The following is a 21,665-nucleotide window of genomic DNA, read 5'->3' as shown; positions in this document are numbered from 1 at the left end:
GGGCGGCGGCGGTCAGGGTGAGGAGGGTGGTGGGGCGGCGGTTCGGCATCTTCGACCTGCTTTCGTGAGACCGGCGAGGGCGCCGGGCGGTACGTTCACGATGTGCGTGGCCCGGAGCCTGCGGGAGCTGTTCGGCGCGCTGGGGGTGTCGCTGCGGGTCTTCGCCGTACGGGTGCACTACGACGCGGGGACCGTCTCGCGCTATCTCAACGGGACGGTCGTACCGCCCGCCGAGTTCGTGGATCAGCTGCTCACCCATGCGGCCAAGGCCACCGGGCGGGCCTCCTCGGTCGAGGTGATGGCCCATGTGCACGCCCTGCAACGGCGGGCGTTGCAGGTCACCAACAGGGTGGGCTGGGAGCTGCAGCGGCTGCGTGACCAGCTCGCCGACGCCGACCGGCAGCGGCAGCAGGCCGAGGTGCGGGCGGAGGCGCTGTCGGAGGCGTTGCTGGTACGGCAACAGCGCATCGCCGAGATGGAGGTCGACCAGCGGCAGGCGGCGCTGTCGGCCTCGCTGGAGCGCGATGAGCGGGAGGCGGAGGTGGACCGGCTGCGCGGGGAGCACGAGGGGTTACGGACCGAACGGGACCGGCTGCGTGAGGAAGTCGCCCGGTTGCAAGCCGAATTGGCGCAGGCGCGACGCCAGGCGCTGGCGGCCGAGCGCCGGTGCGAGGCGCTGGAGCACCAGCTGCAGACCGAGGAGGAGGAGGCCGCCGAGCAGGCGGAGGAGCCGGCGGAGCTGCGGCTGGCGTATGACTGGGCGCGGCAGTTGGAACGCGAGCTGGCGCGGCTGCGGGCCCGGGAGAAGAGCGCCGCGGCCGACGTGGCGGGGGACTCGCCTCCGGCGACTCCCCGCTCCTTCGCCGTCGTCCACGCGGACGAGGACCGGCTGTGGGCGGACTGGATCGCCCACGTGCTGCGGTCGAACGGACAGCGCGTGACGGCGTCGCTCCGGGGCCCCGCGTTCCCCGGAGCCCTGGAGCAGCGCTCCGCCGATGAGGTCACCCTCATCCTGCTGTTCAGCGAGCACTTCTTCGCCGCCGGAGCCCGCTCGGGCATCGACTGGGAGAAGACCGTCGCCACCCTGCTCCGCGCCGCCCACCTCCCCATGGCCGTGGTCGCGGGGGACTGTGTGCTGTCGTCCGGCGTGGACCCGATAGCCACCCTCGACCTGCGGCGGCTGGGCGAGGACGCGGCCGAGCGGGCCCTGCTGCGCTGGCTGGCCGTGGTGCCCCTGCCCGCCGGGGGGCCGGGCGGCGCAGATCGGCGAGCGACTGGTGGTCCACTACGACACATGGGTTGGGGGCCCAGCACCCGTACACCATCGGTGCCAAGGCAAATCGCGCGCTCGTCCTGACGGAAGCGGACGAAAGGGCTCGGGAGCTGGAAGGGGCCCTGACAGACATGGCCTCCGCGCTTGGCCCGCGCCATCCCTGGACGCTTGGCATCGCACTCAACGCGTCGGCGGCCCAGCGGCCCAGGGACGCTTGTGCGATGAACCGGGAGACCGTGCGGCGAGCTGCCAAGGTGCTCGGGGAGAGGCATCCGCTGACCTTGCTGGCGCAGGTCGCGCTGGCCGCCGACCTGCTCGCGATCCGCGACGGACGGGACGAGGCGGGGAGGATCGAAGCGACCGCTGAGCGGGCGCTGGCCACCGTCCTGGGGCTGCACCACCCCGAGACCGTAGCGGCCCGTGAGCGTATCCGGCCGCTCTGGGACTTCGAGCCGCTGCCGATCTGAGCAGCCGTACGCCGGAGGGCCCGGCCCCGCGTGAAGCGGGAGCCGGGCCCTCCGTACGCGATACGGGACCGTCAGAGGTCGAAGGCCTCGCTCACCAGCGCCTGCTGCTCCGTCTGGTGCCGCTTGTTCGACCCCACCGCGGGCGAGGACGAGTGCGGGCGCGACACGCGGACCAGCCGCTCGGCGGCGGGGACGTCCTCGCCGACCGCCAGCTCCAGGTGGTCGATCAGGTTGAGGGCCATGAACGGCCAGCCGCCCTGGTTGGCCGGCTCCTCCTGCGCCCAGATGAACTTCTCGACGCCCGAGAACTTGGCGATCTCGGCCTGGACCTCGGCGCCCGGCAGCGGGTACAGCCGCTCCAGCCGGATGATGGCCGTGTCCGTCGCACCGCGCTTCTGACGCTCCGCGTCCAGGTCGTAGTAGACCTTGCCGGAGCAGAAGATCACCTTGCGGACCGCGGCCGGGTCCACCGTCTCGTCACCGATGACGGGGCGGAAGGCGCCGGTGGTGAACTCCTCGGTCTTCGAGGCCGCGGCCTTCAGGCGCAGCATCGACTTCGGGGTGAAGACGACCAGCGGCTTGTGGTGCGGGTTGTGGACCTGCCAGCGCAGCAGGTGGAAGTAGTTCGACGGCAGCGTCGGCATGGCGACCGTCATGTTGTTCTGCGCGCACAGCTGGAGGAAGCGCTCGATGCGGGCGGACGAGTGGTCCGGCCCCTGGCCCTCGTAGCCGTGCGGCAGCAGCAGGGTGACGCCGGAGGTCTGGTTCCACTTCTGCTCGGCGGACGAGATGAACTCGTCGACGATGGTCTGCGCGCCGTTGACGAAGTCGCCGAACTGCGCCTCCCACATGACCAGCGACTCCGGGCGGGCCAGCGAGTAGCCGTACTCGAAGCCCATCGCCGCGTACTCGCTGAGCAGCGAGTCGTAGACGTTGTAGCGGGCCTGGTCGTCGGAGAGGTAGAGCAGCGGGGTGAAGTCGTCACCGGTCTCGCGGTCGACGAGCACCGCGTGGCGCTGGCCGAAGGTGCCGCGGCGGGAGTCCTGTCCGGCGAGCCGGACCGGGGTGCCCTCCATGAGCAGCGAGCCGATGGCGAGGGTCTCGCCCATGCCCCAGTCGATCGTGTCGTCCTCGATCATCGCCGCGCGCCGCTGCAGCTGCGGGAGCAGCCGCGGGTGGACGGTGATCCGGTCGGGGACGTTGACCTGGGATTCGGCGATCCGCTTGACGACCTCCTGGGAGACCGCCGTGTTCACCGCCACCGGGAACTCCGGCTGCGGCTCGGGGACCTCGGGCTGGGCCGGGGCCGAGACGGCGTCGCGGACCTCGGTGAAGACCTTCTCCAGCTGGCCCTGGAAGTCCTGCAGCGCCTGCTCGGCCTCTTCCAGGGTGATGTCGCCGCGCCCGATCAGCGACTCGGTGTAGAGCTTGCGCACCGAGCGCTTCTTGTCGATCAGGTCGTACATCAGCGGCTGGGTGAAACCGGGGTTGTCGGTCTCGTTGTGGCCGCGGCGGCGGTAGCAGATGAGGTCGATGACCACATCCTTGTTGAACGCCTGGCGGAACTCGAAGGCCAGCCGGGCGACGCGGACGACGGCCTCGGGGTCGTCGCCGTTGACGTGGAAGATCGGCGCCTCGATCATGCGCGCCACGTCGGTGGCGTACATCGAGGAGCGGGACGCGGCCGGGGCGGCGGTGAAGCCGACCTGGTTGTTGATGACGATGTGCACGGTGCCGCCGGTGCGGTAACCGCGCAGCTGCGACATGTTCAGCGTCTCGGCGACCACGCCCTGGCCGGCGAAGGCGGCGTCGCCGTGGAGGGCGACGGGCAGGACGGTGAAGTCCGTGCCGGCCTTGCCGATGATGTCCTGCTTGGCGCGGGCGACGCCCTCCAGGACCGGGTCCACCGCCTCCAGGTGGGAGGGGTTGGCGGTCAGCGAGACCTGGATCTGCTCACCGTCGAGGCCGGTGAAGGTGCCCTCGGCGCCCAGGTGGTACTTGACGTCGCCGGAGCCGTGCATCGACTTCGGGTCGAGGTTGCCCTCGAACTCGCGGAAGATCTGCGCGTACGACTTGCCGACGATGTTGGCCAGGACGTTGAGCCGGCCGCGGTGGGCCATGCCGATGACGACCTCGTCCAGGCGCGACTCGGCGGCCGCGTCCAGCACCGCGTCCAGCAGCGGGATGACGGACTCGCCGCCCTCCAGGGAGAACCGCTTCTGGCCGACGTACTTCGTCTGCAGGAAGGTCTCGAACGCCTCGGCCGCGTTGAGCCGGCGCAGGATGCGCAGCTGCTCCTCGCGCTCCGGCTTGTCGTGGCTGCGCTCGACGCGGTCCTGGATCCACTTGCGCTGCTTCGGGTCCTGGATGTGCATGAACTCGATGCCGGTGGTGCGGCAGTACGAGTCGCGCAGCACGCCCAGGATGTCGCGCAGCTTCATCATGGACTTGCCGGCGAAGCCGCCGACCGCGAACTCGCGCTCCAGGTCCCACAGGGTGAGCCCGTGCTCGATGATGTCGAGGTCGGGGTGCTTGCGCTGGCGGTACTCCAGCGGGTCGGTGTCGGCCATGACGTGGCCGCGGACCCGGTAGGCGTGGATCAGGTCGAAGACCCGGGCCGCCTTGGTGACGTCGTCGTCGTGGCTGACGTCGATGTCCTTGAGCCAGCGGACCGGCTCGTACGGAATGCGCAGCGCCTTGAAGATCTCGTCGTAGAAGTCGTTCTCGCCGAGCAGCAGCTGGTTCATGACCCGCAGGAACTCGCCGGAGGCGGCGCCCTGGATCACCCGGTGGTCATAGGTGCTGGTCAGCGTCATGACCTTGGAGACGCCCAGCTTGTTCAGGGTGTCCTGGGAGGTGCCCTGGAACTCGGCCGGGTACTCCATCGCGCCAACGCCCACGATCAGGCCCTGGCCGGGCATCAGCCGCGGCACCGAGTGCACGGTGCCGATGCCGCCCGGGTTGGTGAGGGAGGCGGTGACGCCGGTGAAGTCCTCCATCGTCAGCTTGTTCGCGCGGGCGCGGCGGACGATGTCCTCGTAGGCCTGCCAGAACTCGAAGAAGTTCAGCGTCTCGGCCTTCTTGATCGCCGCGACGACGAGCTGGCGGTCGCCGTTGGGCTTGACCAGGTCGATGGCGAGGCCGAGGTTGATGTGCTCCGGCTTGACCAGGGTCGGCTTGCCGTCCTTCTCGGTGAACGAGTAGTTCATCGAGGGCATCGCCTTCAGCGCCTGCACCATGGCGTAGCCGATGAGGTGCGTGAAGGACACCTTGCCGCCGCGGGCGCGCTTGAGGTGGTTGTTGATCACGATGCGCTGGTCGAACAGCAGCTTCACCGGGACCGCGCGGACCGAGGTGGCCGTCGGCAGCTCCAGCGACGCGTTCATGTTCTTCGCGACGGCGGCGGACGGGCCGCGCAGCGTGACCAGCTCGGGACCAACGGCCGGCTCGGCCTTCGCGGGCTTCGCGGAGACCGTGGGCTCGGCGGGGGTCGGCTTGGCCGGCGCGGGCTTGGCCGGGGCCGGAGCCTTCGCCGCGGGGGCCGCGGCGGGCTTCGCGGGGGCCGGAGCGGCGGCGGCCGGCTTGGCGTCCGCGGGCTTGGCCTCGGCGGGCTTCGCGGGCGCGGCCGGGGCCTTCGCGGGCGCCGGGGCAGCGGAGGGAGCCGGGGCAGCGCCTCCGGTCACTCCCTGTGGTGGCGTGGCCACCGAGGAACCGGTGTCCTGGCCCGGCTTGTAGTCGGCGAAGAAGTCCCACCAGGCTCGGTCGACCGAGTTCGGGTCCTGGAGGTACTGCTGGTAGATCTCGTCGACGAGCCACTCATTGGGGCCGAAGGCAGCGGCAGGGCTGGTGCCCTGCCCGTCCTGCTCGTCGGTCGAGACGCTCGAGGTGTTGGGGGACTGTGGCGACACGGCGGTAACCGCCCTCTTCCGCTTCACAAGGTGGTGGACAGCGGGAATAAAGGCTACGCCTCTTGGCCCCTTACGTGCAGGCCGCACTGGTCATAGTCGTCTAAGTCACACTCAGCGGCGGGTTTCAGCGCATGGCGTGGCGGGAAACACACGTGGTTCCGCTGTAACCGTCCGGGATGTGGGAACGCAAAAGTGCACCCACACCGCTCAGATGTGCGCTTCCGACTTCGACTTTACGTCAATTTTGATCTCTGGACGTCCCCCGGAAGGGTGACTTTGATCCGGCAGCCCCGGGAGGATTCGGCCACCCCGATCCGGCCGCCGTGCAGATCGACCGCCCAGCGCGCGATGGCCAGACCCAGACCGGTCCCCCCGTCGCTGCCCTGGCCGGGCCGCGGACGGGTGCCGGGCGCCGGACCCGCCGTACCTGCCGGACCCGCCGGACCCGCCGGGTTCGGCGAGAGGCTGCCCCGGTTGAACCGTTCGAACACCCGGTGCCGCTCCGCCTCCGGGATGCCCGGGCCCTCGTCCTGCACCTCCAGCACCAGGCTTCCGGGCCCCTCACCGCGCCGCGCCCGCACGCTCACCCGGCCGTGCGCCGGGCTGTGCTTCATCGCGTTGTCGATCAGGTTGGCCATGACCTGGTGCAGCCGCTCGGCGTCCGCGTACGCGGACAGCTCCGGCGGCGAGACGTCGAGGTCGAGATGGACGTCCTTACGGGTGTGCTTGCCCGAGCCCGCGTCCGCCCCCTTGGCCATGCTGGCCTCCTTGAGGATCCCGGCCAGATACGGCCAGACCTCGAAGGTGCGAGCGTGCAGCGGCACCACCCCGTTGTCCAGCCGCGACAGGTCCAGCAGCTGCTCGACCAGCCGGCCGAGACGCTCGGTCTGGCGCAGCGCGACCCGCATCGTCTCCGGGTCCGCCTCCGAGACGCCGTCCACGACGTTCTCCAGCACCGCCCGCAGCGCCGCGATCGGCGTGCGCAGCTCGTGGGAGACGTTGGCGACCAGCTCCTTGCGGTGGGTGTCCACCGCCTCCAGGTCGGCCGCCATCCGGTTGAACGAACTGGCCAGGTCGCCGAACTCGTCCCGGCGCTGGGCCGCCCGCACCCGCTGGGTGTAGTCGCCGTGCGCCATCGCCTTGGTGACCAGGGTCATCTCGTCCAGCGGGGCGGTCAGCCCGTGCGCCACGAACTGGGTGATCAGCAGCGAGGCGATGATCGAGAAGACGGTGATCACGCGCAGCTCGGTGTCCGAGTGCATCGCCGCGAACACCAGCAGGGTCGTGATGATGACCGACCCGATGACCAGCGCGCCCAGTGCCGCCTTGACCGAGCGGTACGGGTCGAACGGCCGCAGCGCCTCCCACACCTGGGCCCAGGTGGCGCGGATCCGCTCGCTCCGGGGGAGGCTCCGGACCCGCCGGAGGTGCCGGTCCAGAGCCCACGGGGTCCCGGGAGGCTTCCTCATGCCGCGGGCGTCTCCAGGGCGTAGCCCACACCGTGCACCGTACGGATCCGCTCCGCGCCGATCTTCCGGCGCAGCGCCTTGATGTGGCTGTCCACGGTCCGGGTGCCGGAGGCGTCCGCCCAGTCCCACACCTCGGCCAGCAGCTGTTCCCGCGAGAGCACCGCGCGCGGAGTGTTCGCCAGGCAGACCAGCAGGTCGAACTCGGTCGGCGTCAGATGCACGTCCGAGCCGCGCACCCGCACCCGCCGCTGGGCGTGGTCGATCTCCAGCTCACCCAGCCGCAGGATCCCGCTGCGCGGGGTGTTCGCGGCCAGCGCCGCCCGCTCGACCCGGCGCAGCAGCACGTGCACCCGGGCCGCCACCTCGCGCATCGAGAACGGCTTGGTCATGTAGTCGTCGGCGCCGACCCCGAGCCCGACCAGCATGTCGGTCTCGTCGTCCCGCGCGGTCAGCATCAGGACCGGCACCGGCCGCCGCGCCTGCACCCGGCGGCAGACCTCCAGGCCGTCGAAGCCCGGCAGCATCACGTCGAGGACCAGCAGATCGGGCTGCCACGCCTCGGCCGTGTCCACGGCCGCCGGGCCGTCCGAGGCCGTCTGCACCTGGAATCCCTCGGCGCGCAGCCGGGCCGCGATGGCGTCCACTATGGTCGGGTCGTCCTCGACGACGAGGATCCGGCGTTGTGCGCCCGGGGTGGTCGTGGCGCCCCCGTTGTGGCCGTTGTGCATCTGCTCCATACGCCCGCCCCTGCGTCGTTCCCATGAATCCGCGGCCGCCTACCGTCACACGTGTGTCGCAACTTAACGCTCCGCGCCTGGTCAAAGCCCGGCCACTGTTCGTAGGCAAGCAAGCGTAAGGGCAGCCTACGCGGCTCGGCTACGCGCCTCGAATCCCGAGATGGACCACGTCGGGAACACCCCGGGCAACGGCGATCTCTTCCGTACGCACCCCTGTGAACCCGGCATTCCGGAGAGCTTGCTCGAATGCGGGCGACGGCTGGGCCGACCACACGGCCAGTACTCCGCCGGGGGTGAGGCGGGCCGCGCAGGCGGCGAGCCCGGCGGGGGAGTACAGCCCGTCGTTGTCCTCGGTGACGGTCCAGTCGGGGCCGTTGTCGATGTCCAGACACAGCGCGTCGTAAGGCTCCGCGCCGTCCGTGCCGGCCCGCAGATGCGCCACCAGATCGGCGTGCACGATCTCCGCCCGCGGATCGGCCAGCGCCTCCCCGGACACCGCCGCCAGCGGCCCGTCCCGATGCCAGTCGATCACCGCGGCCTCCCGCTCCACCACCGCTATCCGCCCCCACCGGGGCTCCGACACCGCCTCGACCAGCGAAAACCCGACGCCGAGCCCGCCGATGAGCAGCGCGGGGGAGCGGCGGCCGGGCGGCAGCGCGCCGAGCGCGGCGCGGATCAGCAGGCGCTCGGAGCGGCCGTCGGAGGTGTCCATGAGGAAGCACCCATTGGCGATGATCTCGAAGACGGCCCCGCCCCCTCGGCCGCCCTCACCGGCCGCGCCGCCGCCGGCCGCGTCGTCCCCTCCCCGCCGCCGCAACACGACCTCGCCATGGGGGCCCTCGCGGCGGTCGACGATGACCGGCCGGGCGTCGGCGATGTCGTGGGGCGACTGCATGAGGTGGGTCCTCCCGGGCTTCCTCGCGTGAGCTGACCGGCCCATCCTCGCGCCGTGGCGGGCCGCCGGTCCAACGGATGGATGTGGCGGCCTTCACATCGCGGGACCGGCGAGATGACTCACGGACCGATGATTGTTGGGACGTCTGCGCGGACATACGCGGCATACGGCCGGGAGCGGCCGGTGGCGAGGAAGGAGCCCGTGGTGACGACATCGGTGGAACGGACCGTGGCGCCCGCAGACGTGACGTCCCCCCTCCACGGCCCGGGCCGCCCGGCGCCCCGGCCGGCCGGGGCGGGACCGGTCGCGGGTGCGCCCCGCCCAACCCGGCCGGGCCCGGTCGCGGAGGCACCCCGCCCAGCCGGGCCGGGCCCGGTCGCCCCCGACGCCGCCACCCCCCGGATACCGGACCGCGGGCCCCGCCGCGCCCCCTGGTGGCGGCCCCGGCTCCGGGACCTCCTGCCCGCCCCCACCGGGACCCCGTTCACCCTCTGCTACTCCCTGATCCTCCTCGGCACCGGCCTCTACGCCCACCTCGGCGACCCCCGCACCGTCCACGACCTGCTCACCGGCTCCAGCACCGACGTCTCCAACCTCTCCCAGCGGCCTCTGCTCACCCTGCTGGCCAGCGCGCTGTGGGTGGTGGGCGGCATCACCTCGCCGTATCTCGTCGCCTTCCTCCTCGTGCTCTCCGCGCTCGAACACCGCGTCGGCGGACTGCGCACCGCCGGCGTCTTCGTGCTCGGCCACGTCCTCGCGACGCTGCTCACCGAGATCCCGGTCGCCGCGTCCGTCGCCATCGGCCACCTCCCCGACAGCTCGCTGCGCCGCCTCGACTACGGCGTCAGCTACGGCCTGATCGCCTGCGCAGGCGCCCTCGCCGGCCTGCTCCCGCCCCGGCCGCGCTGGGCCCTGATCGGCGGCATCGGCGCGGCCCTGATCGCCGGAAGCCTGCTGCACTTCGACCCCCTCAGCGACTGGGGCCACGCCCTGGCCCTGCTGACCGGCACCGCCTGCGGGCCGTACGTCCGCCGCGTGGCTCAGCGGCGCGGAGCCGGACCCTCCGGGCGGGCGCCCCGCACCGCGTAGGCGACCGTGCCCATGGCGAACAACACGCCCGCCGTCCACCATGCCGCCCGCTCCGGACCCGGCTGCACCGACCAGGCCCAGACCGCCCGCCAGCCGCCCGGCGCGCGTCCCGCCGTCAGACAGACGCGCTGGTGTGCGCCGGCACCTGATCGCTCACAGCGAACACCGGGTCGGGAACACCTGGGGGCTCACGGGCATTGAGTCTGCATAGCTCAACTTGCCTGCCGAAGGGGAGATCATGGCTTCGCTGTCCACACCGCTCACCCTGCCCGTGTTGCCTCTCGATGACGAGGTAGTGCTGCCCGGCATGGTGGTGCCGCTGGACCTTTCCGATACCGACGTACGGGCCGCGGTGGAGGCCGCGCAGGCCGCCGCTCGGTCCGATGGCGGGAAACCACGGGTGCTGCTGGTGCCGCGTGTCGACGGGACGTACGCGGGCATCGGCACGCTCGGCACCGTCGAGCAGGTGGGCCGGCTGTCCGACGGTGATCCCGGGGCGCTCATCCGTGGGGTGCGGCGCGTGCGGGTCGGGGCCGGGACGACCGGGCCCGGGGCCGCGCTGTGGATCGAGGGCACCACGGTCGAGGAGATCGTGCCCGATCCGCTGCCCGGTGCCGTCACCGAGCTGATGAAGGAGTACAAGGCGCTGGCCACCAGCTGGCTGCGCAAGCGCGGTGCCTGGCAGGTCGTGGACCGGGTGCAGCAGATCGACGATGTCTCGCAGCTGGCCGACAACTCCGGTTACTCGCCCTTCCTCAGCGTCGCCCAGCGGGTGGAGCTGCTGGAGACCACCGACCCGGTGGCCCGGCTCAAGCTGGCCGTCACCTGGCTGAGCGAGCACCTCGCCGAGCAGGACGTGGCGGAGTCGATCGCCAAGGACGTCCAGGAGGGTGTGGACAAGCAGCAGCGGGAGTTCCTGCTGCGGCGGCAGCTGGAGGCCGTGCGCAAGGAGCTGGCCGGGCTGAACGGCGATCCCGAGGACGAGTCCGACGACTACCGGGCCCGGGTCGAGGCCGCCGAGCTGCCCGAGAAGGTGCGCGAGGCGGCGCTGAAGGAGGTCGACAAGCTGGAGCGGGCCAGCGACCAGAGCCCCGAGGGCAGCTGGATCCGCACCTGGCTGGACACCGTCCTGGAGCTGCCGTGGAACGAGCGCACCGAGGACGCGTACGACATCCAGGGCGCCAAGGCGGTGCTGGACGCCGACCACGCGGGCCTGGAGGACGTGAAGGAGCGGATCACCGAGTACCTGGCGGTGCGCAAGCGCCGCACCGACCGCGGCCTCGGGATCGTGGGCGGCCGGCGCGGCGGGGCCGTGCTGGCGCTCGTCGGCCCGCCCGGCGTCGGGAAGACCAGCCTGGGTGAGAGCGTGGCCCGCGCGATGGGGCGGAAGTTCGTCCGGGTCGCGCTGGGCGGCGTCCGTGACGAGGCGGAGATCCGCGGCCACCGGCGTACGTACGTGGGCGCGCTGCCCGGCCGGGTCGTACGGGCCATCAAGGAGGCGGGCTCGATGAACCCGGTGGTCCTCCTGGACGAGGTCGACAAGGTCGGCTCCGACTACCGCGGCGACCCGGCGGCCGCCCTGCTGGAGGTCCTGGACCCGGCGCAGAACCACACCTTCCGGGACCACTACCTGGAGGTCGAACTCGACCTGTCCGACGTGGTCTTCCTGGCCACGGCCAACGTCCTGGAGGCCATCCCGGAGGCGCTGCTGGACCGCATGGAGCTGGTGCGGCTGGACGGGTACACCGAGGACGAGAAGGTCACCATCGCCCGCGACCACCTGCTGCCCCGGCAGCTGGAGCGCTCCGGTCTGGAGCCGGGCGAGGTCGCGGTGACGGACGAGGCGCTGCGCAAGCTCGCCGGGGAGTACACCCGGGAGGCGGGCGTACGGACCCTGGAGCGCTCCATCGCGCGGCTGCTGCGCAAGGTCGCGGCCCAGCACGAGCTGGGGACGCGCGAGCTGCCGTTCGAGGTCGGTGTGGAGGAGTTGCGTCCGCTGATCGGGCGGCCCCACCACACCCCGGAGTCCGCGCAGGACCCGGCCGAGCGCCGCACCGCCGTACCGGGCGTGGCGACCGGGCTGGCGGTGACGGGCGCGGGCGGCGACGTGCTGTACGTGGAGGCGTCGCTCGCGGACGCCGAGACGGGCGGCGCGGGGCTGACCCTCACCGGTCAGCTGGGCGACGTCATGAAGGAGTCCGCCCAGATCGCCCTGTCGTTCCTGCGCTCCCACGGCGCGGAGCTGGAGCTGCCGGTCGGCGACCTCAAGGAACGCGGCATCCACCTCCACGTACCGGCCGGTGCGGTGCCCAAGGACGGACCGAGCGCGGGCATCACCATGACCACCGCCCTGGCCTCGCTGCTGTCGGGCCGCCAGGTGCGGCCGGACGTGGCGATGACGGGCGAGGTCTCGCTGACCGGGCGGGTGCTGCCGATCGGCGGCGTCAAGCAGAAGCTGCTGGCGGCGCACCGGGCCGGGGTGACCACCGTGATCATCCCCAAGCGGAACGAGCCGGATCTGGACGACGTGCCGGCCGAGGTCCTGGAGAAGCTCGACGTCCACCCCGTCTCGGACGTCCGCCAGGTCCTGGAACTGGCCCTCCAGCCCGCCTCGGCGAGCGCCCCGGAGGTCCCGGTGGCGGCGTGACGGACGCCGCCGGTGACCGTGGCCCGGAACCCCGTGTCGAACGGGGTTCCGGGCCACGCGTGACCTGTCGGCCGTGCGTATCGTTGGACGAACCGGCTGCATACGTTCGGTGTGCGGCGGGGAGGAGCGGCACGGTGACCGTCATGGAGATTGACCAGATCGACACTGACAGGATCGAGATGGCCGACAGCGGCGACGAGCGGACCTTGGACATGATGTTCGAGTGGCTCGAGCAGATGCCCGTCCCCGAGGGAATCAAGGTCGAGATCGTCGAGGGACACATCTTCATGTCGCCGCAGCGGGACACCCACTGGGACATCATCCTGGACATCATCGAGCAGCTGCGGACGGAATACCCGCGCAGGCGGATCAAGTCGGATGTCCGTATCGATTACCCCGGCCACCTGAACGGCTTCGCGACCGACGTGACCCTGATCGCGAAGGGCGCGGCCATGGACTCCAAGGGTCTGTGGCGCTGCCAGGACGTCGAGTTCGTCGCCGAGGTGATCTCGAAGGGCACGGCCGCGAACGACTACGGACCGAAGAAGCTGGCCTACGCGGCGGCCGAGGTGCCCGTCTACCTGATCGTCGACGCGTACGCCGGCCGGTGTCACGTCTTCACCGAGCCCAAGGACGGCGACTACCTCACCGAGTTGTCCGCGTCCTTCGGCAGGGAACTCGATCTGACCGACACCGTCGTGGGGCTGACGCTCAAGACCGACGAGTTCCCCCGCGACTGAACGCCCTTGGCTTCCAGACAGGTCTGTCTGGTAGCGTGGGCGCTGAACCAGACAGACCTGTCTGTTCGCATGCCTCGCATGCCGCCCCCTGTGTCGCCTCGCGGAGGAAAGCCGTGCGCACCCTCGTCGTCCTCGCCCACCCCGACCTCGCCGCCTCCCGCGTCAACGCCGCCCTCGCCGAGGCCGCCCGGCCGGTGGACGGCGTGACGCTCCACGACCTGTACGCCGCCTACCCGGATCTGCTCGTCGATGTCGAGCGGGAGCAGCGGCTCCTCCTGGAGCACGACCGGATCGTGCTCCAGTTCCCCTTCTACTGGTACTCGGCGCCGCCGCTGCTGAAGAAGTGGCTGGACGAGGTGTTCCTGCGCGGCTTCGCGTACGGCTCGAACGGCACCTCGCTGCGGGGCAAGGCGCTGCGGGTCGCCACCACGGCGGGTGCGTCGGAGGAGGTGTACCGGCCCGACGGGTTCAACCGCTTCACGGTCACCGAGCTGCTCAGGCCCTTCGACGCGACCGCGAACATCACGGGCATGGCCTACGAGGAGCCGTTCGTCGTCCACGGCACGCACGGGCTGGACGACGCGGCGCTCGCCGCGCACCAGGAGCGTTACCGCGCGGCTCTCGCGGCCGGGATGCCGCGGGAGCGTGACCTCGCCCTCGCGTAACAGACCCACGGCAAGGGCCCGGCCGCTCGCGGCCGGGCCCTTCTCCCGTGTCCGGGCCCTTCTCCCGTGTCCGGGGCGCTACACCCGCGCCGGGCACGCCTGTGCGACCAGCGTCCGCGCCGCCTCCCGGGCCGCCTTCGCGAACTCCGGCCGGGGGTCCAGCGCCGCCGAGGCCATCGCGCCGTCGATGAGGAGCGAGATCTGGAGGGCGAGCCGCGCGGGGTCGGCGGCCCCGGCCGCCCGGGCGAGCCCGGTCAGCCAGTCACGTACGGCCCGCTTGTGCTCGGCCGTCGCGGCGTGCGTGTCCGTTCCCGGCTTCGACTCGCTCCCGGTCCTGACGAACGCGCAGCCACGGAAGCCGTCCCGTACGGTCGCCGCGACCAGCGCGTCGAAGAGCCCGGTGAGCTGGTCGCGCGGATCGGGCCCGGCCGCCTCGGCGGCCGCGGTCAGCGCCCCGCGCCAGTGGGTGTCCGTCGAGCGCAGATAGGCCTGGACGAGTTCGTCCTTGCAGCGGAAGTGGGAGTACAGCGTCGCCTTGGCCACGCCCGACTCGGCGATGATCCGGTCCACCCCGACACCCCGTACGCCATGGGCGTCGAACAGCTCGGTCGCGGTGGACAGGATCCGGTCGCGGGCGGAGGGCCGGGTGCCGCTCATGGTCATGCTCCTCGGGTGGTGCCGGTGCCCTCCAGCGTACAGACAGACCGGTCCGTGCACTGGAGGGCGAAGGGGCACCGCGGGGCAAGTGGCGGCTCAGCCGTTGGCGAGCGCCTTCAGCCGGTCCTGCGCGCCGTTGAACAGGTTGTGGTCGCCGACCGTCGGGCCGGAGGAGGTGTACTGCCAGATGGTGTGGAAGCCCCAGCCCGCCGGCAGCTCACCGACGGAGGAGCCGTAGCGCGGGATCCACAGCGGGTTGACGGCGCCGAAGGCGCTGGAGTTGCCGGTGCAGCTCTTCCACCAGCTGGTGGAGGTGTAGATGACCGGGTCGCGGCCGGTGCGCTCCTTGTAGGTGCTGGTGAAGTCCTTGATCCAGCTGACCATCGCGGCGGCGCTCTTGCCGTAGCAGGTGGCGCCGTAGGGGTTGTACTCCATGTCCAGCGCGCCCGGCAGTGTCTTGCCGTCCTTGGACCAGCCGCCGCCGTGGTCGACGAAGTAGTTGGCCTGGGCGGCGCCCGAGGAGTTGTCCGGCAGGGCGAAGTGGTACGCGCCACGGATCATGCCGACGTCGTACGAGCCGTTGTACTGCTGGGCGAAGTACGGGTTGGTGTAGCTGGTGCCCTCGGTCGCCTTGACGTAGGCGAACTTGACCCCGCTGCTCCAGAGGGTCGACCAGGCGACGTTGCCCTGGTGGCTGCTGACGTCCACGCCTTCTACGGTGGCGAGCAGATCGGACGGCGGTTCGCCGGTCGTGGAGCCGCCCTCGTGCTTGAGGATCTGTGAGCCCGCCCAGTCGTCCTCGGGGTGGGGGATGGCCTTCGTACCGCCGTCCACGGCCGGGTCGTCGTCGGCGGACGCGGGGCCGGACAGGGCGAAGGCCGCGGTGAGGAGAGTGGTGAGGAGGGCGGCGAGCAGGCCGATCAGCGCGCTGGGGGTGCGCCGGGTGGGGCCGGGTCTGTGCACAGGCATGGCGTGCCTCCGAAGCCTCGGTGGGGGGAGCGGGGAAGACATGCGGTCGGGGGTGATATTGGAATGGCCATGTCACGAATGACGCTACGGGCGTAGATAGCGACGGGGAAGGGCTGGGGCGGGCTGCCGTTGGTCTAATCCTGCGAAATACTGATGGAGCTGCGGTAACAGCCGTGCGTGCAAGAAACTTTCACGATGTGAAAACCCGGAGAGGGCTCTGACGTGCACAACAACGGGGCAACGCCCCCCGAGGAGGGTGAGGGCGGCGCCGTGGGCGGAATTGGTGTGGACCATGCGTTCCTGGCGCTGGAGCGGGAATTGGCGGTCTTCCTCCGCCGCGCCCGCGCCTCCTCGGGCGAATTGGCCCGCGAGGTCCACCCCGACCTGGAATCCGCCGCGTACGGGCTGCTGATGCGCCTGGAGGACGCGGGGGAGCAGCGTGCGACGGACCTCGCGGCCTACATCGGTGTGGGCAAGGCGACGATGAGCCGTCAGCTGCGCGCCCTGGAAGGGCTCGGGCTGGTGACCCGGGCGCCCGACCCGGCGGACGGCCGGGCCTTCCTGGTGCAGCTGACGGACGAGGGCCGGGCCCGTTTCCGGCGGGTCCGGATCGCGCGGCGCGCGCGGTACGCCCGTCGGCTCGCCGCCTGGGAGCGCAGCGAAGTCGCCGAACTCGCGCGGCTGCTGCACCGGCTGAACAGCACGCAGGAAGCCGACGAACCCGGGCAGACGACCCGCGCGGAGCGGGACCAGTAGGGCGCTCATGTACGTCAGGATCGGCGAGCCGCGCCGATCCGGCGACGTGGACGTGGCGACTGCGGTACCCGGCTCCCGGATGAGCCGGTGCCGGCCCGCGCGGTTCGGAAGTTCGGCGGCTCCGGCTATGGCTCCGGCTACGGCTCGACGAGGACGGCCGCCGCGTCGTCGTGGGCCTTGCCCCGCGGGAAGGCCGCCTGGTCCGGGTCGGCGTGCTCCGCCGCCCGCACCCGGTCGATCAGCGCCTGCGGCCCCTCCTTGCGCAGCAGCCCGAGGCAGGCGTCCCAGTTGCCCTCGCGGAACACCTCGACCCAGCGCGACGCCCCGTCGGTGAGGGCCGCCAGCGCCCGTACCTCCGTACGCGGCAGGCTGCCGGTGACCGCCTTGGCGGCGACGGCCGGATCGGCCGCGGCGGTGAAGAAGCCGCCTTCGAGGTTGCGCAGCGGGGCGACCCGCCGCCCCTCGGCGCGCAGCCGGTCGATGCGGTCGTCGAGCACGGCCGTCACCCCGCCCCCGGTCCGCTCGATGAGCAGGACGGAGTCGGAGAGCACCAGGTACTCGATCCGGTCCGCGTCCCAGCGCGCCGCGACCACGGTCGCCTGCGGGGTGAGGGGGTGAGAAAGGTCACAAGTTGAACGATGTGCCTCGGCGGTACGCGCGATCGCGTACGCGAGGCAGTCGGCCAGGGCCGTGTCCCACCGCGAACCGGCCAGTTCGAGCAGCGCGCCACCGAGCCGGGCGGTGTACCAGGGCACGCCGTGGGCGCATCCGGCGTCGCCCTCGGGCGGGGTCACCCCATCCAGCACCACGAGGGCGCCGCCGTGCCCGGAGGCGGGCAGGGCCACGGACGCGTAGTCCTCGTTGGGGCGCCGCGGATCGCCGGGGGCGGTCGCGAGTTCGATGCGCATGCGGTCAGTCTGCCGGACGGCCGCCGGCCGCTCCCGCTCCGGGTGCGGCCGGATAAGGTGCGCGGAAGGTGCGCGGAAGGCGGGCGGACAGGTCCGCTGGAAGGTGGGCAGGGGGATGCGCATCCTGCCAGGACGGGCAAGCGTTTTCCAGCCCGGGAAATTCGGCCGCCGGGTATGGTCCGTGACGAAAGTTGGTGCTCAACTACGCAATGCGGTTCACTCGTTCGGGTGGGCCGGGTGGGTGATGCGCACCCGCCCCGGAGTCGTCCCTGGAAGGGTCGGAATCCCCGCCGGAGGTGGGGAAGCGCAGGAGTTGATGTGTCGTCACCTCTGGCACCACAGCGGTCTGGAACCACAGCGGTCGGGCGAGAAAAGATGGTGAGCACCGGTGCGGAAGAAGCGGCTTCGGGGCACCAAGCGCGAGCACATCAGTGAGCCTCGCGATCAGCGTGAGCAGGGGCATGAGCAGCTGACCGGCGGGCTCCCCCCGGCGGCGGAGCCCCCTCCCCCGGCGGAGCCCTCGTCGGCGGACGGACTCCCTCCGGCGGACGGGTCCCCGGTAGCCGGACCCTCGTCGGCAGCCGGGGTCTCCTTAGCCGCGGACTCCCCGCCCGGAGCCCCGGCCCCGCAGCCGCCCCGGGGGCGCCCCGCGCGCGTCCGGAACCGGCTGACCGCGTCCGTCGCCCTCGTCTCCATCGCCGTCCTCGCCGCCGGTGCCCCCGCCGTCCTCAGCGCCCTCGACGACGCCACCGAGGCACAGAAGCTGGTCGACCTCGCCGAGGCCAACCGGGGCACGGTGGCCCTCGCGCACTCCCTCGCCGACGAACGCGACGCCATGATCGCCTTCGTCGCCGCGGGCCGCACCACCACCGACGGCGGTGGCGTCTCCGAGGACCAGCGCGCCCGCGTCGACCGGCAGGTCGCCGAGGTGCGCGGAGAGGTCCCGGCCGCCCTCGCCGCGCGCTTGGGCACCCTTCCCGAGATCCGTCAGCAGGCCCTGACCGGCAAGGGCTCGTCCCTCGACGTCTTCGACGCGTACACCGAGGCCGTCCAGGCGCTGAACCGGGTCGCCGACACCCTCGCCCGCAAGCTCCCGGCCGGCGCCGACACGGGCCCCGCCCCCGCGCTGGCACCGCTCGGCCGCGCCGTGGAGGAGGCGTCCGCCACCCGCGGGCTGCTGCTCGCCGCGCTCGCCGACCGCGACGGCCGGGCCCCGCTGACCGCGGCCGCCCAGCGCACCCGGGTGCGCGAGCAGTCCGCGCTCGCCGACTTCCACCAGCTCGCCCCGGCCTCCGCCCGCGACGCCTACGACCGCACCGTCAACGGCACCGAGGTCACCGCCGCCGAGCGCTACCTCGACCGGCTCACCGATCAGCCCCAGCTCTCCGGCCAGGAGCTGTTCATCGACAAGAGCCGCCTCGAAGCGGCGCTGACCGCCCGCATCGACCGGATGCGCGGGGCCGAGTCCGCGCTCGCCTCCACCGAGATCACCCGGCTCGGGCAGTTGCGCGACGACGAGGTCACCGCCCTTGAGGTGAGCGTCGCCCTGGCCGGTGCCTGTCTGCTGCTCGCCCTCGGCACCAGCATCCACAGCGCCCGCTCGATGACCCGCCCGCTGGCCGCGCTGCGGCTCGGCGCCCGCCGGGTCGCCGCCGACCCGGCCGCCCAGGAGCCGATCGCCTACAAGGGCCGCAACGACGAGTTCGCCGACGCCGTACGGGCGGTCAACGAACTCCACCAGGCCGCGCTGCGCCACCACGAGCGGCTGACCCGGCTCGACGGCGACCGCGCCCGGCTGGTCGGCGAGCGGCAGCGGCTCGTGGACGAGGCGGCCGAGCTGCGCGCCGAACGGGACGCGGTCGCCACCCGGCTGGAGGGGCTGCGCGCCCGGGTCCACAGCAGCTTCGTCAACCTGGCGCTGCGCAGCCTCGGGCTGATCGAACGCCAACTGGCGATCATCGAGTCCATGGAGGAGCGGGAGCAGGACCCCGACCGCCTCGAAACGCTCTTCCAGCTCGACCACCTCGCCACCGGCATGCGCCGCTACGGTGAGAACCTGCTGATCGTCGCGGGTTCCGAGCACCAGGCGAACCACCCGGGCCCGGTGCCGCTGCTGGACGTGCTGCGCGCCTCGATCAGCGAGGTCGAGCGGTACGACCGGGTGCACATCCAGTCGCTGCCGCCGCACGCCCAGGTCGCCGGGTTCGCCGCGGACAGCGTCAGCCATCTGATCGCCGAACTGCTGGAGAACGCCACGACGTTCTCGCCGCCGGACGCGGCGGTGCAGGTGTCCGGCTGGCTGCTGGAAAGCGGCGAGGTCATGCTCTCCGTCCAGGACGAGGGCATCGGCATGACGCCCGAGCGGCTCACGGAGCTGAACGAGCGGCTCGCCGACCCGGTCCCCGAGTACTGCCAGGGCCCGCAGCCGGACGATCCGCTGGGGCTCGGCCTGTACGTGGTGACCCGGCTCGCCGCACGGCACGGCGTACGGGTGTCGCTGCGCGAGCAGCAGCCGGGCGGGGTGGCCGCCATCGTCGTCCTGCCCACCAAGATCCTCCCGTCGGGTCCGCCCGGCGCCGGACTCCCGCCCGCCCCGCCGGCCGCCGCGGGCGGCGCGCTCGGCGGCACCGGCCTGGCTGCCTTTCCGAGCTTCCCGGGCGCCGCGGCCGAGGCCAACGGCAACACCCTCCCGTCCCACGGCCGTCCGTCCGCCCCCGCCCCGGCCGCCGAGGCGGAGGGCGCGCCCGCACCGGCCGTACCGGGCCAGCGCCGTGCGGCGGCCGCCGGCGACGCGGACCGTACGGAGCGAGAGCCCGAGCCGGAGCCGGCCCCCGGCGAGCCGTCCGCCGCGGGCGTGGACGCGGGCCCCGAGGCGGTGTCGTGGGCGGCCCCCGGCGAGGCCTGGGCGGGCGCCGCCGAGGACGAGGACCCGTACCTCATGGAGCCCACGCCGCCGCGCGGACACCCGGCCCCCGGCGCGGGGATCCCCGGCGCGGGGGAGGAGCTGCCGGTCCTGCCGAAGCGCACCCCGAAGGCGTTCATGGCCGACGAGCCGGCCGGCCCCGCCGACCCCGCCGGGTCCGTCGTCGAGCGCACGATGGAGCTGACCGTGCCGGGCGGCGAGCAGCCGTTCGACAGCCGCGCCGTACGGCCCGCGGGCGCGGACGCCTGGGGCCCGGCCGGTCCCGGCGGGCCGCGGCCGGAGCGGTGGGAGGAGCCGGAGCCGACGGAGCCGCGGCATCAGCCCCGCGACCCGTACGCCATCGGCCCCGACCAGCACTCCCACGCCCCGGAGGCGACCGGCCAACTGCCGCGCACGGGCAAGGGACTTCCCAAGCGGACACCGCGGAACGTGGCCCGTCGCGACCCCGACCCGCAGGAGCGCACCGGGTCGGTGAACGCGGAGGAATTGCGGCGTAGGCTGGGCGGGTTTCAGCGCGGTGCGCGGGACGGCCGCCGGGACGTGGAGGCCGAGATCGCCGCACGGGGCGCGGCCGGACGGCGCGGCACGGACGGGCAGAGGGGAACGGACGGGCAGCGTGGCACGGCGCAAACGGGGGCGCAGGACGGGGGCGGCACGGTTGAGGAGGCACGCGGGTGAATGCGCCCAGTAGTACCTACGGGTTGAGTTCCCAGGCCCGTAATCTGCACTGGCTGCTGTCGAGCCTGGTCGAGGAGGTGCCCGGCGTCCGCTCGGTGGCGGTCGTCTCGTCCGATGGGCTGCTGCTGCTGTCCTCCGACGCGCGGCACACCGCCGCCCCCGCGGGCCCGGCGACCCAGGACGGCCCGAAGGGCTCCACCGCGGACCTCGCGACGATCGTGTCGGGGCTGGGCAGCCTGACGCTCGGCGCGGCGAAGCTGATGGACGGCGGCGGCGTCAAGCAGACGGTGGTGGCGATGGACGAGGGCAGCCTCTTCGTCATGTCGATCAGCGACGGTTCGCTGCTGGGGGTGCACGCCACGCCGGACTGCGACATGTCCGTCATCGCGTACCACATGGCGCTGTTCGTGGGCCGGGCCGGGCATGTGCTCACCCCCGAACTGCGTTCGGAACTACGGAGGTCGCTGGAGTCGGCGCAGTGACGGCAGGGTCCGGCCGGGCCGCTCGCAGACCGGCCCGGGTGCGTCCGTACTCGCTCACCGGCGGCCGCACCCGCTCGGGGCACGTGCTGCTCGTGGAGACGTTCGTGGCGTCGCTGGAGCCCGCGGACGGGCCGGTGGACGGGCCACTGGACCCGGCACCGGACACGCCTGGCGCGCGGATGCCGCCGGAGATACGGGCCATCATCGAGCTGTGCCGCAGAATGCGTTCGGTCGCGGAGGTCTCCGCGATGCTCAAGATTCCGCTGGGCGTGGTGCGCGTCCTGCTCAGCGACCTCGCCGACCAGGGAAAGATCCGTGTGTACGGCACCGGGCGGGGCCCCGGACAGCCGGATCGCGCGTTGCTCGAAAGGGTGCTCGTTGGACTTCGCAGACTCTGAGACG

Annotated in this window: 17 protein-coding genes; 10 read left to right on the top strand and 7 right to left on the bottom strand. The window is 72.4% G+C overall.

All coding sequences use genetic code 11. The features are described from left to right. The first annotated feature begins 106 nt into the window (after nt 1-106). Entirely contained in the window at nt 107-1,357 is a 1,251-nt protein-coding gene (locus ASC60_RS06870) for a helix-turn-helix domain-containing protein (protein ID WP_159043216.1), read from the top strand. A gap of 137 nt (nt 1,358-1,494) precedes the next feature. Next, nucleotides 1,495-1,740, top strand: coding sequence for a hypothetical protein (locus ASC60_RS06865; protein ID WP_055547852.1), 246 nt, complete (start codon nt 1,495-1,497; stop codon nt 1,738-1,740). 71 nt (nt 1,741-1,811) lie between these two features. Here ASC60_RS06865 and ASC60_RS06860 read toward each other — a convergent pair whose 3' ends face one another. The 4 genes from ASC60_RS06860 to ASC60_RS06845 all read right to left on the bottom strand — a co-directional run bounded on the left by ASC60_RS06860 (nt 1,812) and on the right by ASC60_RS06845 (nt 8,749). Continuing rightward, a complete protein-coding gene (locus tag ASC60_RS06860) occupies nt 1,812-5,648 on the bottom strand; it encodes a multifunctional oxoglutarate decarboxylase/oxoglutarate dehydrogenase thiamine pyrophosphate-binding subunit/dihydrolipoyllysine-residue succinyltransferase subunit (RefSeq protein WP_055547850.1) in 3,837 nt (1,278 codons plus the stop codon). 233 nt (nt 5,649-5,881) lie between these two features. Then, a complete protein-coding gene (locus ASC60_RS06855; RefSeq protein ID WP_234356831.1) occupies nt 5,882-7,117 on the bottom strand; it encodes a cell wall metabolism sensor histidine kinase WalK in 1,236 nt (411 codons plus the stop codon). Next, on the bottom strand, nt 7,114-7,854 hold the full coding sequence (locus ASC60_RS06850) for a response regulator transcription factor (protein WP_055547848.1): 741 nt from the start codon (nt 7,852-7,854) through the stop codon (nt 7,114-7,116). Before ASC60_RS06850 ends, ASC60_RS06855 begins: the two co-directional genes overlap by 4 nt. A 139-nt stretch (nt 7,855-7,993) precedes the next feature. Then, nucleotides 7,994-8,749, bottom strand: coding sequence for a hypothetical protein (locus ASC60_RS06845; RefSeq protein ID WP_055547847.1), 756 nt, complete (start codon nt 8,747-8,749; stop codon nt 7,994-7,996). A gap of 204 nt (nt 8,750-8,953) precedes the next feature. Between ASC60_RS06845 and ASC60_RS06840 the strand changes: the two genes are divergently transcribed. From ASC60_RS06840 to ASC60_RS06825, 4 genes are all read left to right on the top strand, one after another. Then, the gene (locus ASC60_RS06840) at nt 8,954-9,838 is read left to right on the top strand and encodes a rhomboid-like protein (protein WP_234356830.1); all 885 of its coding nucleotides are present in this window, start codon (nt 8,954-8,956) and stop codon (nt 9,836-9,838) included. A 238-nt stretch (nt 9,839-10,076) separates the two neighbouring features. Further along, nucleotides 10,077-12,485 (top strand): endopeptidase La, encoded by a 2,409-nt coding sequence (gene lon, locus ASC60_RS06835; RefSeq protein ID WP_055547845.1) that lies wholly within the window; start codon nt 10,077-10,079, stop codon nt 12,483-12,485. A gap of 134 nt (nt 12,486-12,619) precedes the next feature. Further along, a complete protein-coding gene (locus ASC60_RS06830; RefSeq protein ID WP_055547842.1) occupies nt 12,620-13,225 on the top strand; it encodes a Uma2 family endonuclease in 606 nt (201 codons plus the stop codon). 113 nt (nt 13,226-13,338) lie between these two features. Beyond that, complete coding sequence (locus ASC60_RS06825; RefSeq protein ID WP_055547840.1) at nt 13,339-13,890, top strand: NAD(P)H-dependent oxidoreductase; 552 nt, start codon at nt 13,339-13,341, stop codon at nt 13,888-13,890. Between the two features lie 78 nt (nt 13,891-13,968). On the opposite strand, the gene ASC60_RS06820 is transcribed toward ASC60_RS06825, so the two are convergent. Together ASC60_RS06820 and ASC60_RS06815 are read right to left on the bottom strand one after the other, a co-directional pair. Then, the gene (locus tag ASC60_RS06820; RefSeq protein ID WP_055547838.1) at nt 13,969-14,547 is read right to left on the bottom strand and encodes a TetR/AcrR family transcriptional regulator; all 579 of its coding nucleotides are present in this window, start codon (nt 14,545-14,547) and stop codon (nt 13,969-13,971) included. Between the two features lie 96 nt (nt 14,548-14,643). Continuing rightward, nucleotides 14,644-15,516 carry a lysozyme gene (locus tag ASC60_RS06815; RefSeq protein ID WP_055547836.1) on the bottom strand — a complete coding sequence of 291 codons (873 nt, stop codon included), beginning with the start codon at nt 15,514-15,516 and terminating at the stop codon, nt 14,644-14,646. Nucleotides 15,517-15,786: 270 nt separating this feature from the next. On the opposite strand from ASC60_RS06815, the gene ASC60_RS06810 reads away from it, so the two are divergent. Then, nucleotides 15,787-16,272, top strand: coding sequence for a MarR family winged helix-turn-helix transcriptional regulator (locus ASC60_RS06810; RefSeq protein ID WP_107097019.1), 486 nt, complete (start codon nt 15,787-15,789; stop codon nt 16,270-16,272). A gap of 137 nt (nt 16,273-16,409) precedes the next feature. Here ASC60_RS06810 and ASC60_RS06805 read toward each other — a convergent pair whose 3' ends face one another. After that, a complete protein-coding gene (locus ASC60_RS06805) occupies nt 16,410-17,180 on the bottom strand; it encodes a protein phosphatase 2C domain-containing protein (protein ID WP_055547832.1) in 771 nt (256 codons plus the stop codon). Nucleotides 17,181-17,568: 388 nt separating this feature from the next. Between ASC60_RS06805 and ASC60_RS06800 the strand changes: the two genes are divergently transcribed. Genes ASC60_RS06800 through ASC60_RS06790 form a run of 3 tightly spaced genes read left to right on the top strand, consistent with a single transcriptional unit; the run spans nt 17,569 to nt 21,661 of the window. Beyond that, nucleotides 17,569-20,781 carry a nitrate- and nitrite sensing domain-containing protein gene (locus tag ASC60_RS06800; RefSeq protein WP_055547830.1) on the top strand — a complete coding sequence of 1,071 codons (3,213 nt, stop codon included), beginning with the start codon at nt 17,569-17,571 and terminating at the stop codon, nt 20,779-20,781. Then, entirely contained in the window at nt 20,778-21,263 is a 486-nt protein-coding gene (locus ASC60_RS06795; protein WP_055547828.1) for a roadblock/LC7 domain-containing protein, read from the top strand. The genes ASC60_RS06800 and ASC60_RS06795 overlap by 4 nt, the downstream gene beginning before the upstream one ends. Then, complete coding sequence (locus tag ASC60_RS06790) at nt 21,260-21,661, top strand: DUF742 domain-containing protein (protein ID WP_055547826.1); 402 nt, start codon at nt 21,260-21,262, stop codon at nt 21,659-21,661. Before ASC60_RS06795 ends, ASC60_RS06790 begins: the two co-directional genes overlap by 4 nt. Nucleotides 21,662-21,665 lie beyond the last annotated feature (4 nt).

This window comes from Streptomyces sp. NBRC 110028, assembly GCF_001417735.1.
In the GTDB taxonomy this organism is placed as follows: domain Bacteria; phylum Actinomycetota; class Actinomycetes; order Streptomycetales; family Streptomycetaceae; genus Streptomyces.
The sequence above is the reverse complement of the archived record's forward strand: the minus strand, read 5'-3'. Positions and strand labels throughout refer to the sequence as shown.